Raw genomic sequence first — 15,844 nt, forward strand, 5'->3', positions numbered from 1 at the left:
CCCAGTGGCAACGCCGATAGGCTCGGTGGCGGCAATTTCCCAGCGCCGCTTCGACAGCATCACCTCGACTATCCCGGTACTGGTGGACGAAATGAAAAAACCCGCCGAAGCGGGTTTGAGAGGGATGACTGCCTGGTCACACGGCCTTGACCATTACATAAGCCCGGCCGTCCGGCTCGATCGAGATCACGCGGCCGACTGCGCGCAGGTACTGCTTCATGCTGAGATCGTCCTCATGCACGGCGATGCCCTTGATGCCGGCGCCGTCCTGCACCGGCACGATGTAATCACCAGGCTGGGTACCCAGCACGTTGACCGGCACGCGGCCGGCGATGGCGATGCGGTCGACTTTCTGACGCTCGACTTCCAGCGCCGCGTCGAAGGCGGCCATGGCTTCGGCGTCCTGCTGTATGGCTAGGTTGTGGGCGGCCAGCGCGGCGGTGTAGGTGGCCTGCTTTTCCGCCCACTCGTCATCGGTGTCACCGGCTTCCGTTATCACGTCCTCATACTCCGGTGGATTAACGCCGGGAACTGGCTGCTGCGTGACGACGCCTTCACGGCGCCGGGGCTGGCTCGGCGCCGGCCCTGCCTGGGGCGATGGCCGTTGCCCTATGTCATTCGCCCAGGAATCACCACCGACAAACGAGGGCGCCGTCGATTTGATCGAGAACATGACGGCATCGGACCATTGGTCGGTGACTGTATTGTCGGCTGTGATACCGACTATTTGGCCGGGGGAGACGACACCGCAGGCCGGGCTTTTGAAAACGTATTCGGCATAATCATTGCCTGACGTATTGACTGTACCTCCGGCTGATACGCTACGACCTGTAGTGGAGTTCTTGCCTACATATAGTACCGCTACCGGTGCCGACCAACTTCCTACCCCTTCAGAGGCTAAAATACCTACACTTGGCGCAGGGGCATTATCAACGCCAAAATATATAATCTCTGCTCCTTGCCCTGTCCCACGGCAGATGCTATGTCGCAGCAGAGAAGGGTCGCTACTTCCTGCCTTGAGCAAAGGAACATAAACCGTGCCATTGCCAGTAATGGAAAACAGTGTTGGGGTGAAGTTCCCTGAACCCACATCACGAGCCTTAAGCGCCAGTTTGTATCCCAATGCGAATGGGCTGGCATTTTCACCTACGGATACCACAGCATTGAAGAAGCCGGCGTATGAGATACCTGTATTGCCGGATACACCAATACGAAGGGCTTCTGCCTCTTGTTTAGCTGCCATTGAGTGCGCTTTTGGCGCGCCTGCAAGGTACGACACTGAAGACGTGTTACCGTCTTGCGCACGCACTTCGACAATGCTGTCAAAGCTCGTACCTTGCAGAGTGGTTGGGGCGTTACCCATACCACGCGAACGAGGGGAGCGATACAAAGGCTCCGATGGGCTTGCGGAACTATCCCATACTGGCGTGCCAGTCACTGTGTCCACCGCAACTGGACTGGTATAGGTAGTGATCTGCATTCCCATCAATTGGAAAGATGCCTGAGCAAAACCACCTGCCAAAAAGAACAGGTACACCGAGACTTTGCCATCTGATTCCAAGTACGCCAAGAGTCGTACATTAACCGGGATGAAGCGGCTGGACGACCATTCGACGTTCACACCTTCAGCTGCCGTAGCGACACGACTGCCAATGATGATAGTCATGGCTGTCAAATCATAAGCGCCCCACCCCCCTACCATTGCATCAATACGCAGCGATGAGTACGTGCTGGAAACCGTAGGCTCCAAGGTTGCGATTTTATACAGGCGCTGACCTTGGCCACCTTGCAGGTAGTTGTATCCATACTTGTTAGCCATTCCTGCACCAACACTGATAGGAAATTGTGACTTAATTGGCGTTGCAGTATCAATCCACGCGGCATCAATATAGCCATTCGGCCCGCCAAGTGGCGACCGCCCCACGGCTGGCGCATACGACGCCACCACGGCACCGCGCCCCGCCAGCTCATTCAGGCGCTGGATCGTATCCTTCTGACCATAGTAAAAAAAATCACCCATTACAGTTCCTCGATTTCGATGTTGGTGGCATATGCCTGGAAAGATGGCGTGGTGATGGCGGCCAGATTGGCCAAACGCCCATACACCTGGTGCGCCTGCTCCAGCTCGACGTCGTCGCTATCCGGATACAGGCTGATGAAAAGCGGGCGCGACATGCCGTTGCCGCGCACGATGCGCCACAGCTCGGCGCGGTCCAGCGGCGTCATGTGATCGAGCGCCAGCGACAGCTTGCGGTACATCACGCCCCGCTCCACCTTCTGTTCGCCGGCGCCATTGCGGTACTGGCTGCTGGTATCGATTGGCGTAATACCGGCGCCATACGACGCGTTCTGCTCGGGACTCCAGTAAGGCCCCGCCACCAGGCGCGCGGCCTCGATATAGCCGGCAGGATTGTCGGGGTCGGCCAGGTCGATCACCAGCTTCCTGATGCTGCGCATCTGGAACCAGCAGCGGGCGTAGGTACCGCCGCCATAGCTGTAGGCATTCAAGCCCAGCGGCAATGCGCCCCAGTCCCACATGCCCAGCCGCGCATACTCGCACGCTGGCATGAGGCCACTATCGAATGCTGGCGTAGTGTGGCCAGGCTCGATGTAGCCGCGCACGCGGATGGTCGCCCCAGGAGTCAGGTTGCAAAACGGCAAGGCCACGCCACCGACAATTTCTGGTGCCGGCCAGGTTACCGTGATGCTCTGCACCGTGCCGATTGAGCGCAAGACCAGAGACTTTCCCTCTCGCTGCAGATTGGTCGGACCCAAGGTGCCGGCCTGGCTCGATGCGATCAACATTGCGCGGTCGGTGGCGTTGTCATAAATAATGCGTAGATTTTTCATTAGATTTTCACCAGCTTCCAGGTGATCTCAGTTGGGATAATGTAGCCATTGCCACTAACCGGGGTCCAGGTAAATCGAATGTATATCTGATTATCAATTGGCAGGAGGGAGGCACTAGCACTTTTGAGGCCATCACCAACAACAACAGACGCTTCGCAATAACCATTGCAGCCACCGTTCGGGCTCGAATCACCCTTTGAAATCGTCGCGGTGGCCAAAAAAGTGTCCGACGGAGCCTCATGCCATGCAACATCGAATGCTTTCCCGGTATCGATGTAAACGGTAAAGGGGCGATATTCTTCACCAGTCCATCCAACTAGCCCTGGGGAAATGGGCGTCTTTCCACGACGCACCAAATTCGGTGGTGACAGGAGTCTGCGGGCAAAAGTACCTTCACCATCGGCGGTGATACTCACTGCTCCCGAGCCAGCATAGATAAACGGCATACTGCCCGTAGCGTTAAAATCGATAAACGTCGTATTATTTTTGTTTTGACCACGTCCGGCAATAATGGTGTCTGCCGTCAACTTCCCGGAAAAAGTGCCAGAAGCACCAAGCAGTTCACCACGGAAAGTGCCACTATTCGCGTGCAAATTTCCATTTCGATCCAGGCACCATCCCGTCTTGCTACCACTTCCACTCCAATTGCTGCTATAAATATCGCCACCAATCTGCGCATTAACGATGGCCGCGTTGGCGATGTAAGTCGGGGATGTGGACGGCGTGATCTGGCCGTAAATATTGTCGCCGAAACCTGCCCCTGGGCCATCCGCCCAAGCTGACGGCACCGTCTGCGCGGCCATCGCCACGCCGAAATACCACGATGAAGTAAAAAGGTAGGCATCGACTTCTCCCTTGCCAACAAGCACGCCACGCACAGATGCGTAAGCGGCCCCTGCCGGCGCCGCGGCGAATACCACGGACCTTGGCCATGCGCTCAGGGGACCTGTGGACGACACGCTGTCCACAACACTCCCAGCCATCTCAGTTATATACGCGCCCGCGCCATCGTAAAATGCGATGTTTGCCGCCCCCTTGCAGCGGTGGGTAGTCATGTAGATGCTGAATTCGTAGCGCACGCCAGAAATCACAGGAAATTTTCGGAATGCGCCAGCCCGTCTCGGGGTCATAATAGCCACAGCGTCTACTGGAACGATCCCGGGGCACCGCATGTAGACTCCACCGGCGCCGGTCGGCTGGTAGAGCTCGGGACTCGCAATGACGGCGGTTAGCCCCGGGGCGAAGGAATACTCCACGCCGAAGTCCCCTGCAGTACCAGGGTATGGACCGGAATTGCTGATCAGATTCCCCGCGCCTATGCCTGCATTCAGATAGTTGGACGTCAATGGCGTACCGGCGCTGAGAATAATCTTGCCGGTTGAATCCTTGATGCTCAGGCCGCGCGCATCAATCTTTTCTGCTGTAACGGAATCTGCCGCCAGCGCTTGGGTGGCCACAGAGCCATTGACCAGCAGATTGCCGTTCAGCACCGTACCCAGCACCAGCCATGCGCCGTTGTCAAAATACTTCGTCACCGCATGCGTCGCGTCATACAAGGTGACGACGTCGCGGTTGACCGGCGCGCCATAGCCTGCCTTGCCGATCTCATAGACAGCCGACGCATCCGACCAACTGGCATAGCCGGGTGCCGTCACCGTGACGGTGCCGCGCTGGCCCGTAGCGCCATCGGCGGCCAGGCGCGCAGCGGCGGCCCATTCACCTGGGGCGATGTCATCAGTCGCCGCGCTTGAAACGGCCGTGGCGCCGGACATGAACAGATAGGCGCCGCCCGCCGACGGCACCTGGGTCGACCAGCCATTGTTCAGTCCTGCCAATTTGCCCGTGGCAAAGGTAAACGTACAGACGGCCGTGGGCAGCGGCGGCGCAATATTGGTCGCGCCACGCTGGTAGATGGGCACGGAAATCACGTTCAAACCATCGACGCCGTCCCTGGCCAGTTGCACCGCCCCCGCCCACTCATTGGCGGCGATACTGTCCGTGGCATTGCGCGAACTGGCGGCGGCCACGCGCACGTACAGCGGCGCCGTGCCAGCCGGGATACTCTTCGACCAGCCATTGGCCAGATCGTTGCCGGCCGGCGTCGTGATGGCCGCTGTGGCAAAAGTGAAAATCACGTCGCCCGGCGAATCGGCTGGCGCGGCGGTCGCGCGCTTGTAGGCGAAAGCCTGGCCCGTGTTCAGGCCAGCCAGGCCCGTCTCGCCGGCGGCGCCGTCGAAGACCTTGCTGACCATGTAATTGGCGATGTAGTCGACGCCAAATTCACGGATGCGCGCCTGCACCAGGGCCGTGTCGGTCGTCATGCTGGCAAAATCGACCGTGACCACGTTGCCGTTGACCCGCAAGCTCGTGCCGGACGATACCGAAAACACGATATCGCCCACCACATTGACCGGCTTGGCGGTGATGGCGATCGTGCCGGGCGCCCCCTCGCCCGCGCTATTCACACGAAAAACGGGCGTGCTGGCGGCCATCAGGATCGCCTTGCCGTCGGCAACGGTACTGAAGCGCTCCGCCGTCGCCTGCAGCAGCGTATCGCGTTCTCCCACAATCGCGCTCATGCCAGCACCCCCACCGTCACTCTGCCCGTCAGCCAGAAGCGCGACAGCAGTACCACCACGCCCGGCACGCCATCCTGCAAGCCAAAGCGCTCGGCGCGCAGGGTTACGGGCTGCCCCAATTCCAGCATCATCATCTCGGGTTCTCCATCGAATTCATAAATAGTGCGCGGCACCTTGTTCAATTCCAGACGCCGCTGCGCTTCCGCACGGGCATCGGCCCGCGTCTTCAGGCAGGTATCGCTCTGTACAGGGTCATCGGACAGGCGATAGCGCGCGCGCACCGCCGCGTCGACCATGGTTTCGGTCAGCCATTCCGTGGCATACAAATCCGCATGCGCGGGCGGAATGCTGGTCGTCAGCCCCGCCTGCAGCGTCCAGTTTCGGTCGAAGCCGATCTTCACGGCCGCCGTCACGGGCACACGCTGCGCGGGACGCAGCGAGCGTTCGCGCATCTGCTCCGGACCGATCGCCACCGGCACGCCGGCGGCCGGCAACGCGATCTGCACCAGGCGCAGCTGGCCGGTGCGCGACATGACCGCCTGGGCGCCCACGCTGGCCGCCAGTTGCTGGATGGCCTGCGCCTGGTTCGTGCGGTCCGCAACATACAACCCCACCGGCTGCCGGTGGGCCGCATCGAAGGCGGCCAGGTTGGTCAGGTCCAGATCAGCCAGCGTAAAACGGTCGGCCGCCTTGCCGTAGGCCGTGGCGATGCGCTGCACCAGCGGCGCGATGCGCGGCGCATAGCCGCCGCCCTTGTCGCCCTGCACGCTGGCCGTGATCGTGGTGGAAAATGGATCGGTCGTCAGGTTGAAACGCCCCGCCTGGTCATTCAAGGCCACGGCGATCGGCTTGCCGTTGGTGCGCACCTCGAACGTCGTTTCGACCGCGCCGAGAAAGCCGTATTCCAGGGTGGCCGGATCAGTCAGCAAGGGCGTCACGTTGTGGCACTCGCCGAAGGGAATCGGCAGGATGGCGTCCTTGTTCGGCGTGCTGCCGCCCAGCTTGGCTTCGGAGATCGGCGTATTCAGGCGCTGCAGCTTGTCGCGCAGCACCAGGTTGACCGACTCGCGCCCAGCACTGCCCACGTCGGCGATGATGCCGTCGAAGACCAGCTGGAAATCGGCCCGCGGCCAGGAGGGATCGCCGGCCCAGGCCTTGATTGGCCGGTTCATCCAGACGTCGCCCAGCCAGCCATCCAGAGCGCCGTCGGCGTTATCGAGTTCGATATCGCCGCCCGACAGCCCCGCCTCGCCAGACAGGCTGACCTGTTCCGTGAAGGCCAGGCCGCCCTTGGCCAGCGGCAGGTACGCGGTATTCGCCGGCACCTCCTGCGGGCCGGTCACGTAGGGCCGCGAAGCGATATACCGCGTCACCTCGCTGCCGGCCACATTCACCTGCGCCTCGATCAGCACCATGCGGATGGCCGACGAGCTTTGCAGCCATTCCTGAAATTGCGCATCGGTCATGCGTACTCTCCTTTCACTGCATTGGCCCAGGCGGATGCCCTGGACGATTTGTCCACGCCATCGACCACCGTCCTGGCGGCGTTGGCGTTCGATTCAAAGGTGGCCTGGATGGTGGCGCCCGTTTGCGCCCGCTGGTCGGCACGCAAGCCTTCCAGCTCCACACGCATGGCCTGGTTGTCCTCGCGCAGGCCGCGGATTTCGGCGACGAGGACGTCGGAACCCACGTTCGCGGCCGACGAATAGCGCACGGGGTCGAAGACGGCCGGCGCTTCCACGGCTGTTTCTGCGAAAGAGGCGGCGACTGACATACCTGCAGCAGGCGCAAACCGCATGCCGCCTGTGATATCGGTCTGCCCGCCTGCGCGCAACGCAGCACCCAGCGCATCGACCGCTTGCTGGATACCTACCGCCGTTTTGTTCAGGTTAATCAACTGCCCCACTTGCGTATCGAGTGCAGTCAGTTGCTTCTGCGCATCATTCAACTGTGTGCCGGTGAGCGCCGCCAGCGCTGCCAGCTCGGCCTGGACCCTGGCCGCATCGGCGGCATAGCTCGCACTTGCAGCGTTCACGACCTGGCTCGCCGTCAAATACGCGGTGGCCGTACCTGTCAGCGCCGACTGCGCCGCCGCATCGCCCGTCTTCGCCTTGGCCAGCGTCTCTTCATACTGGCGCTGCGCCTCTACCATCTTCTGCATCGGCGTCAAGGTCGACAGGCTGCCCAGCAACAGGGAATCCTTGAATGAGCGGATGCCGTCGCCAAACGACTTCAGGTGGTCGATGGTGGACTTGAGGGCAGAAGACTCCGTTGCATAGGCACTGGCAATATCCTGCCGCGCCTGCAACTGGTCGTACAGGGCCAGGTTGGCGGCATCGACCGCTGTACGCTCCCTGGCACGCAATTGCGCCGAAGTCATCGTCATCTGGTCGAGCTTTTCCTGGATGCCCTTGCGCTCGTCGGCAATGCCCTGCTCCGATTTGCTCAGGTCTTCCGTCGCCGCATGCGTCTTCGCAAACGCATCGGCCAATGCCATCAGGCCCGCGTACTGTTCGGCGCCCGTCTTGGTGGCCAATGCACCGGAATTAGCCAGTTGCAAGACCGTGTCCTTGAACTGCGCGCGCGTGGTCACGCTGGCATAACCCAGGGCGGCCATCTGTTCCGTCACGTGTTTTTGCACCGGTGCCAGGCGCTCGGCTTCGGTCAGGTAGTTTTCGGCAAAGAACGCAGTCCGATTGCCCAGTGCTTCAACGCCGCCGGCAGCCTTGACCAATTGCTCGCGCGCCGCCAGGGATGCCACGCCGACGGCGCCAAATGCCTGCTGCGAAGTGCTGCCCAAGGTTGCCAGCACGGCGTCAACAGTGGCATAACTACCCGCCAGGCGCTGCAGTGCAGCGCTCGCCGACTCGCCTTTCAATTTGAGCTGCGACAAGGAAGGAACCAATTCCATGGCCATGGCATCGCCGACGCCGGTAAAGAAATCGGCAATGGCTTTCTGATTGGCCGCATCGTCCTTGGTCATGACAATATTGAGCGACTGCGTGCGCGTGGCCAGGCCATCCGTATTCACGCCCAGCGTGCTGGCGAACGTGCCCGTCACCGCCTTCATCTGCGCGTACGTATCGCCTAGCGATGCGGCCAGCTCGGCATCGACTTCAGAGTGGTCGGTACCCTTTTTATTCTTGCGGAAAAGACCGCCTTTCTGGGTCCAGTTCGAATAACTCTCACCCGTAAAGCCATCGACACCGAGACTGCCGGAAATGCCGGCGCTGCTGACCTTTTTCTCGCCCATGCCGAACAGGCGGTTCGCCGCGCCGCCCAGCAAGCCGCCCACCAGCGCGCCCATGGCAGTACCTACCACCGGGAAAATGCTGCCAACGACAGCCCCGATCGCCGTGCCAGCATTGACAACGCCATTGCGACCATATTCACCCGAAATCATCTTGCCGCCGTACACGCCGCCCATGACGCCGGCGGCAACGCTTGCCGCCGCGCCCGCACCGGTGGCAAATGCGCCATTGGCCCCGGCCGTGTACGGAGTGCCTTGCAGCATGCTCATGCCACGCTGCACGCCATTGGCTACCGAAGTACCAATACCGGAAAGTCCGTTGGACAGCGATTCATAGATGCCTTTCGCCGAACTCAAAAGCGACTGGATACCCCCGCCATTGGCCAAACTGCCCTGCGCCTGCGCCGCACCCGGATTCAGGAACGAGGCAAAGCCGGCAGCAATGGGAGACATGATCGGTTGCAGCACGAGGTTGTTGAACATGCTCTTCAACTTGTCCTTGAACATCGTCGCCAGGTTCTTACCGCCTTCGAAGCCGTTCATGAAGGCGTCAGTCAGCGATTTTTCGATGTCCTTGGCGCTGGCGGCCCAGTCATCCGAGGCCTTCTTGGCCGCAGCGGCAGACGCTTCCTTGGCGGCCAGTTCTTCCGTCGCCGTCATGCTGCGCTGCTTGGCATCGATCAAGGCATTCAAATACTCGATCTGCGCCGCATTTTCCTTGCCCACCGCCAGCGCGGCGCGCTGTTCCTTCAACAACGCCATTTCATTTTGCGCGATGGCGGTCTTGCTCATGCCATACACCGCTACCAGCTTTTCGCCAGCCTCGGCTTCCTTGACGGCATCGGCAACGGCCTGCGTTCGCGTATCGGACAGCGCTTTCGCGTCCGCCTGCACCTGCTCCGCCACTGCCTTGGCTTTCTTGTCCACCTCGATCTCATCGAGGCGAGTTTGTATCACTTTGCGTGCAACCTCGAATCCCGCCTGCTGTGCTGCGGTCACCTTTTTCGTCCGATCCGCCAGGAGTTCCTTCAAGCGATAATCGAACTGTTGCGCCTCGTTCATCTCGGCATAGCCGGCAACTTCGCGCTTCAGGTCACGGGCCTTGCTGCGCATGTCATCCATCATGGCTTCGAAAGGTGTTGGCGGAGCGGGAAGTGATGGCGCGCCTGTACCAGTTCCGCTCGTCGGTTTACCCGACGCGCCTTGCTGCTCAAGCTGCTTGAGCTTGCCCTGCAGCGCATCGAATTCGGCTTGCAGCCTTGCCATGTTGCTGTCCCGCGCCGCCTGGTCCAGGGACTGGTATTTTCCCGTGCGATTGCGCACCGCATCCATTTCCGTCGATATCTCTGCCATGCGCTCGCCAGCCGGGGTATCCAATCCTTTCTCCGACACGCCCAGCTTTGCCAGCTCATTGCGCTTTGCCAGCTGGACCATCTGCTTGTCGAGTTCAGCAATGATATCCTTGGTGCTCTTGCGCATGGGTTCTACGGCTTTCTCCGCATTGTCCTTCGATGAATTCCCCCACATGGCCCAGGCAGTTGCACCCAAGCCCAGCACCGTGACAATCAAGCCGATCGGGCCACCCAGGAATGCCAACGCACCGCGCAACACGCCAGCGGTGACGGACGCGGCACGCATTGCCGCCGTCTGCGCCACCAATGCGGCCGCATGGGCCTCGGTGGCAACTGTAGCGCGGGCCTGGGCCGGTATCAGGCCATTGGTGGTCAACGCCAGCGCCACGTCGGCCTGGCTGGCGCGTATCGTCGCTTGCAATTCAGCCACCCGTGCAGCCGCCAGTGCCGAGGTGGCGGCGGTCGCCGTCACGTCGGCATTCGCCGCCGCCAGGGTCGACGCCAGCAAGGCCCGGTTGGCCGCGACCTTGCTGTAAGTAGCCACTACGACGCCGGCAGCCCAGGTGGCAAACTTCGCGGTGGTCAGCGTTTCCAGCACGCCAACGACCAGGGTCAGGTTATTCGACAAAAATTCGAGACCGCTCGTCATCAGGCGCACGGCGCCGCTCGACTCCGCCTGCCTCGCCGTAAATTCCATCACGTTATTGCTCAGAACGGTAAAGCTGCCGCCGATGGTTTCGAACTGCACGGCTTCCTTGCGCAACTCGCCCAGCGCGTTCGGCAGCGCGATGGCCATCACCTCGGCGGTGATCAATCCTGCGCCGGCAAACCCGGCAAGCGCTTCTTTCGACACGCCCAGACCGGCGGCCATTGCCGCCATGACTTCAGGGGCGGCCTGGCTGATGGCGTTAAATTGCTGACTGCTCAGGGCGCCATCGGCGAAGGCATCGGACAGCCCCTTGAAGGCGGTAGCGGAATCCGCCGCCGATGCGCCGCTGATCTTGACGCCCAGATTGAGCGCCTCGGTGATGCCGGCTACTTCGCCCTGGCTGATGCCCAATTTCTTGGTCGCATCGTTCATTTGGGTATACAGACCCGCCGTAGCGGCGAGATCCGTTTGTCCCGAGGCGGCAATACGCTTGACATTGTCGTAGGCCTCGCCATATTCCTGCGTAGAGCTGGTCGACATGCGCAGTTGCGCTGTCAATTTCGTATATTCATCAGTTAATTTAACGATCTGGCCGATATTGTTGGAAATACCCAGGCTGGAGAGTATCTCCGTGTATTTTTTCGTGACATCTTCGAGTTTCAGAGTCGACTTGGCGGCCTTCTCGCTGGCCTCGCGCATGCGTTCCAGGTCATCTGCCGCGATGCGCACATTGAGCGTATCAATGCGTATCTGTAGTGTTGCAATATCAACGGTCATAATTTACCCATAAAAAAAGCCACCGAAGGGTGGCAATGCAAATCGAGGCCACCCTGGCGATGACAGTTGTGTTTTTGGCGTCACCTCTGCTATAGATAGGCCGGGTAAAGGCCAGCCTAATGAGAACTGTTTTGATGGACCATGTAGGCCGCGTCAAGCTGATCGACCAGCTCTTCTTCCCATACCGCCAGGCGTATGCGGTGTCGCAACTGCCAAGCCAGGATATCGAGGCTGCTCAAGGGATTGACCGCCATACCGTTTTGCCGCTTGCGGCTCATCTGCACGAAAAACTGCCACACGTGCGCCAGTTCAAACGGCAGTTGCGCGCAAACGGGAGCCTGCGGCTCCCGGTAGAGTGGATGACGCTTCGCGGCATCCAGGTGCTCGCCTTTCGCATTGCCATCAGCCGCCTTTGCCGAACGCTCGAACTGTTCGTCGGCAAAGAGCAGCAAGGCGGCGGCTAGACCGTCAAAAAATTGCCGTCCGCCTCGAGCGCAGCCAGCACTTTTTCCTGCCAGGACGGCATTTTTTCAAAAATCGCCTTCAGCAAAGCCGGGGACGGTTGTACCGGCACGCCCTTGTCGACGAAACCAGGCATGCCCACCACCACCGCAATGGCGATCTTCATGCTGCGGTTTTCCGCCAGGTCATACAGTTCCGCAGCGCCTTCGTCCGTCTTCGCGTCGATCTGCTTGCTTTTTTGCACCGAGCGCTTGATCGCCACCACCGACGTTTCGCGGATCACGGCACGGTACTGGTCGGAATTTTTGCTGACGATTTCAAAGCCCGCCTTGTGCGCACCGTCTTCGTCGAACAAGACCGACACCAGGTGCACCTGGTCCACGGGCTTGTTACCGTCATTCAGCAGGGAGATATCAAAACCAGCCGAGGCGATCATTTGTGCGTTGTTCATGTGTATTTTCTTTCTTGATAAAGGTAAAGAGTAAAAGGGCCGCCTCACGGCGGCCCCGGAGCAAGCGTCAGCCGCTTACAGCGCGCTGTCCTGGATGGTCAGGGTGGTCGCTTCATGCTGCGCATCGGCGCCCTTGTAGCGCAGGACGTCGAAGGCGCAGGTGACGATCTTGTTCTTCTCGCCGTCGTCGATCTTGGCCGAGGTGATCTTGATGCGGCCCATGGCCAGCGCCAGCACGTCGGCGGTTGGCGCCGTGCCCGACGCCATGGCGTAGGCCAGCGGGATTTCCGTCTCGGACTTGAAGTAGTCGAGGTAGGTGGCGTCCTGCAGCAGCACCGTGAACTGGCCCGAGCCCATGACCTTGCCGCGCGAGGCTGCCGTGGCGTACTTCGAGCCGATCACCGGGTCGACCTTGACCTGGCCGTCGAGCGAAACGGACATGCCGGTGCAGATCTGCGACGGGATGCCGTTCACGGACAGCATCGCCGTGGCGCCCGAAAACTTGCCGGCGCCAGGCGCGGCCAGCGGCGTGGGGAAATACGGCACGGCCGTGGTCGGGCCTTCCGCCTTGCCCATCAGGGTGAAGTCCAGGCTGGTGATGCCGTTCGGCTGCACGGCGATATCCATCTTGCTGACCAGCTGGTCGACGAAGCTGCGGTGCACGCCGATCTTCGGGTCCTGCACTTCGGCCGTGAACCAGTCGGTGGTGTGGCCGCTCAAAGGGGTGAAGCTGCGCTTGCCCACCGCCGCCACGCCGACCGAGTCGCCGGCCGCCTTGACGATCATGGCCGAACCATCCATGAACTGGCCATTCAGGTTGGTCGCCGTCACCGACGTGACGAAGAAGTTCTTCGCGTTGTTGGCGGCCGCCGGCGCCGTCATGCCGGTGATGCGCACCACGCTGCCGGCGCGGAAACTCTCGGCCAGCCAGGAACCGGCGCTGCGCGTCAGGCCGGAGGCGGCGGCAGCGATGGTGGTTTGCGCGGCAGCGACGCCGCCGGCCGTGAAGTCGCGGCGCAGCAGCGCTGCCATCAGCGGCGCGTAGGTGCCGCACGCCGCTTCCGCCTTGATGGCGCCCGTGGTGCGGAAATTGCCCAGGCGGGTATCGCCCTGCTGCTGGCTGGCGTCGATTTCGGCGCTGGCGTATTTGTCCGCTTCCGTGTCGAAGGTGGCCGTGACGCGGGGATAAATCTGACCGCCGCCGGCGGCGGCCTTGCTGCCTTCGGCGCTTTGTTTGCTGATAACGATCAAGCTGTCGATGCCGTTTGCTGTCGATGCCATAAGTAATACCTTTCGTGGGATGAAAAAAAAGACCACAGCTGTGGTCTTGAGGGGTGGAACTGCCAAGTATCGGGAAAATAAAAAGCCCGCGCGGTGAGGCGGCGGGCTGGCGTCCGGATGGCGCGAGGCCGTGCCGGACGGAATGGGCGAAGGGGGCCATGAAGGCGGTTCGCTGCGCTGATTTCCCCTATCGGTGTCGCGCCAGAGGCGCGTCTATTACGAGTGGAGAAGCATGTGGTCCTGCGGTGTTGCCGGTGTTGCTGTTGCTGCGTGATCGAGACTCTATTGTAGGGGCATTTTTTTCAGCGTCAGGCATATTGCAAAAAACTTTTCAGTGACCCAGGCGGCGCATGGCGCGGACCCCGTGCGACTGGAAGATGCCTTCCAGCTCGCTGACCATATCCTTGATGCGTTCGAGCTCGAAGCCGCCGGAGCAGCTGATGGCCGCTTCGCCGGCGCCGTGGCAGGCCTTGCAGACGACGGGCGCGCCGGCCTGCATGGCGGCGACGACGCCCGTGCCGTGGCAAACCTTGCATTTGCTGTCGAGCCAATGCGCGAGCGACGCTTCGGCCACGCGGCGGTACAAGGTATTGGCGGCCTGCGCATCCCAGGCCGTCTGCGCCTTGACCCAGCGCCGCGCGCGGCCCTTCTGCGTCACAGCCGCCGTCCAGGCGCGCAGCAGCTGCGCCAGGTTGCCCGCATTACCCTCGAACAGGCGGCTGACGGTGCCGTCCGCGTATTTGACACGGCACAGCAAGGCGCCCATGTCGCCGGCCAGCGCGGCGGCCGCGATCACGTCCAGGTCGTGGTGGACGGCATCGTCGCGCAGGTTCTGCGACGACAGCGATGCGATGAATTTTTCTGCAAACCCCATGATTTTCTCCTCGTTGATTCTTGTCTTAATTTTCCTGCGCCGGCCCGAACAGGGCCGCCACCAGCGGATCGCGGCGCGCCGCACCGCGTGGCCAGCTGGCCGTGCGACGCACCTGCGGCGGCAGTTCGGCCCAGCCATCGGCGTCTTCATCCTGTTCGCCCAGCGCGTACAGGGCGGGCCGCTGGCGTCCTGGCTCGGTGCAATGGCGCTGCGCCAGGTGGATCTGTCCCATGCCGCACATGTGGCGCAGATAGCGGCTCATGGTGCCCGCGTCGAGTCCCAGCAAGGCGGACAACTGCGCCGCGCTGGCCTGGCCCTGCTCGCGGATGTACTGCGCGATGCGGGCGATATGCAGCTGCGACTTCTTGCTGCGTCCCTGTAACTGGCGCCCCTGCCGCGGCACCGCCCTGCTTTCAACCGACTGACTGCTGTTCAACATCTGCCTGACCTCCCGTGGTGTCGCCAACCGGCAAACGCTGTAGTACGTTTGCGACAGGCAACAAGTGGACTTTATCAATCGCTAATGTTAAAGTCAAGCATTTGGTAATTTATCAAACGGTAAATTTCAGGTTTAATGTGGAGATGGACATGTATCAATACAGACGCGACCGCCTGCTGGCCCTGATCCGCGAGCACTACGACAACACGCGCAAGAAAATTTCCGACGTCAGCGGCTGGAGCGAGGCGCGCATCTCGCAAATCCTCTCGCCCACCTACCGCGAGGGACGCGCCTTCAGCGAAAAGATCGCGCGCAAGCTGGAAGCGGACCTGCAGCTGGGCAGCATGTACTTCGACCAGGGCGCGGCGCCCGACCAGGCGGCCATGGCCGCGCGCGCGCTGGCCGGCGTGCAGCCCGTGGTCGTGGAAGATGGCGAAGATGAACGCTTCTACCCGATCCGCAAGGTGAAGCTGCGCCTGTCGGCCGGCATCACGGGCTTTGCCATCGAGCCGGAAACGCACGACGGCAGCACCATCAGCGTGCCGCGCAGCTGGGTCGAGCGCAATGGCTACCACCCTGAAAAACTGGTGGCGATCAAGGTCAAGGGCGAGAGCATGGAGCCGGCCCTGTACGAGGACGATGTGGTGATCATCAATACGGCCGACAACCGGCCGGCCGACGGCATCGTGTTTGCCATCAACTACGAAGGCGAGCCGGTGGTCAAGCGCATGGCGCGCGATATCGGCGAATGGTGGCTGACGTCGGACAACCCCGACCAGCGCAAATACCACCGCAAGCTATGCCGCGGCAATGAATGCCTGATCGTGGGCAGGGTCGTGCGCAAGGAAAGCGACCGTATTTGAAAACGATGTTTATCGAT

11 protein-coding genes are annotated in these 15,844 nt (G+C 61.3%); 1 reads left to right on the top strand and 10 read right to left on the bottom strand.

All coding sequences use genetic code 11. The annotated features are described in order from the left end of the window. Positions 1 to 136: 136 nt before the first annotated feature. The 10 genes from AC07VH_RS05610 to AC07VH_RS05655 form a co-directional block, all read right to left on the bottom strand. The gene (locus AC07VH_RS05610; protein ID WP_494787071.1) at positions 137 to 2,020 is read right to left on the bottom strand and encodes a hypothetical protein; all 1,884 of its coding nucleotides are present in this window, start codon (positions 2,018 to 2,020) and stop codon (positions 137 to 139) included. Then, positions 2,020 to 2,850, bottom strand: a complete 831-nt coding sequence (locus AC07VH_RS05615) for a hypothetical protein (protein WP_494787072.1) — start codon at positions 2,848 to 2,850, stop codon at positions 2,020 to 2,022. Before AC07VH_RS05615 ends, AC07VH_RS05610 begins: the two co-directional genes overlap by 1 nt. Next, positions 2,850 to 5,429 (bottom strand): hypothetical protein, encoded by a 2,580-nt coding sequence (locus AC07VH_RS05620; RefSeq protein ID WP_494787073.1) that lies wholly within the window; start codon positions 5,427 to 5,429, stop codon positions 2,850 to 2,852. The genes AC07VH_RS05615 and AC07VH_RS05620 overlap by 1 nt, the downstream gene beginning before the upstream one ends. After that, a complete protein-coding gene (locus AC07VH_RS05625) occupies positions 5,426 to 6,895 on the bottom strand; it encodes a hypothetical protein (RefSeq protein ID WP_494787074.1) in 1,470 nt (489 codons plus the stop codon). The genes AC07VH_RS05620 and AC07VH_RS05625 overlap by 4 nt, the downstream gene beginning before the upstream one ends. After that, positions 6,892 to 11,457, bottom strand: a complete 4,566-nt coding sequence (locus AC07VH_RS05630; protein ID WP_475417663.1) for a tape measure protein — start codon at positions 11,455 to 11,457, stop codon at positions 6,892 to 6,894. The genes AC07VH_RS05625 and AC07VH_RS05630 overlap by 4 nt, the downstream gene beginning before the upstream one ends. A 116-nt stretch (positions 11,458 to 11,573) precedes the next feature. Further along, positions 11,574 to 11,909 (bottom strand): phage tail assembly chaperone, encoded by a 336-nt coding sequence (locus AC07VH_RS05635; protein ID WP_230504772.1) that lies wholly within the window; start codon positions 11,907 to 11,909, stop codon positions 11,574 to 11,576. An 8-nt stretch (positions 11,910 to 11,917) separates the two neighbouring features. Beyond that, entirely contained in the window at positions 11,918 to 12,370 is a 453-nt protein-coding gene (locus AC07VH_RS05640; protein WP_143450064.1) for a hypothetical protein, read from the bottom strand. 75 nt (positions 12,371 to 12,445) lie between these two features. Then, a complete protein-coding gene (locus tag AC07VH_RS05645; protein ID WP_494787075.1) occupies positions 12,446 to 13,651 on the bottom strand; it encodes a phage tail tube protein in 1,206 nt (401 codons plus the stop codon). Positions 13,652 to 13,982: 331 nt separating this feature from the next. Next, positions 13,983 to 14,525, bottom strand: a complete 543-nt coding sequence (locus AC07VH_RS05650) for a hypothetical protein (protein ID WP_489630591.1) — start codon at positions 14,523 to 14,525, stop codon at positions 13,983 to 13,985. Positions 14,526 to 14,550: 25 nt separating this feature from the next. Beyond that, positions 14,551 to 14,964 carry a FeoC-like transcriptional regulator gene (locus AC07VH_RS05655; RefSeq protein ID WP_489630590.1) on the bottom strand — a complete coding sequence of 138 codons (414 nt, stop codon included), beginning with the start codon at positions 14,962 to 14,964 and terminating at the stop codon, positions 14,551 to 14,553. A 149-nt stretch (positions 14,965 to 15,113) separates the two neighbouring features. Here AC07VH_RS05655 and AC07VH_RS05660 point away from each other — a divergent pair, with 149 nt between their 5' ends. Next, positions 15,114 to 15,827: a S24 family peptidase gene (locus tag AC07VH_RS05660; RefSeq protein ID WP_475417660.1), complete on the top strand. Its 714-nt coding sequence runs from the start codon at positions 15,114 to 15,116 to the stop codon at positions 15,825 to 15,827. The last annotated feature ends 17 nt before the right edge of the window (positions 15,828 to 15,844 follow it).

It is taken from the genome of Janthinobacterium sp. GW821-FHT03C10 (assembly GCF_059420865.1).

Bases quoted from the DNA above. Each gene is read 5' to 3' on its own strand.
- AC07VH_RS05610 (WP_494787071.1), bottom strand. From the start codon at position 2,020: ATGGGTGATTTTTTTTACTATGGTCAGAAGGATACGATCCAGCGCCTG.
- AC07VH_RS05615 (WP_494787072.1), bottom strand. From the start codon at position 2,850: ATGAAAAATCTACGCATTATTTATGACAACGCCACCGACCGCGCAATG.
- AC07VH_RS05620 (WP_494787073.1), bottom strand. From the start codon at position 5,429: ATGAGCGCGATTGTGGGAGAACGCGATACGCTGCTGCAGGCGACGGCG.
- AC07VH_RS05625 (WP_494787074.1), bottom strand. From the start codon at position 6,895: ATGACCGATGCGCAATTTCAGGAATGGCTGCAAAGCTCGTCGGCCATC.
- AC07VH_RS05630 (WP_475417663.1), bottom strand. From the start codon at position 11,457: ATGACCGTTGATATTGCAACACTACAGATACGCATTGATACGCTCAAT.
- AC07VH_RS05640 (WP_143450064.1), bottom strand. From the start codon at position 12,370: ATGAACAACGCACAAATGATCGCCTCGGCTGGTTTTGATATCTCCCTG.
- AC07VH_RS05645 (WP_494787075.1), bottom strand. From the start codon at position 13,651: ATGGCATCGACAGCAAACGGCATCGACAGCTTGATCGTTATCAGCAAA.
- AC07VH_RS05650 (WP_489630591.1), bottom strand. From the start codon at position 14,525: ATGGGGTTTGCAGAAAAATTCATCGCATCGCTGTCGTCGCAGAACCTG.
- AC07VH_RS05655 (WP_489630590.1), bottom strand. From the start codon at position 14,964: ATGTTGAACAGCAGTCAGTCGGTTGAAAGCAGGGCGGTGCCGCGGCAG.
- AC07VH_RS05660 (WP_475417660.1), top strand. From the start codon at position 15,114: ATGTATCAATACAGACGCGACCGCCTGCTGGCCCTGATCCGCGAGCAC.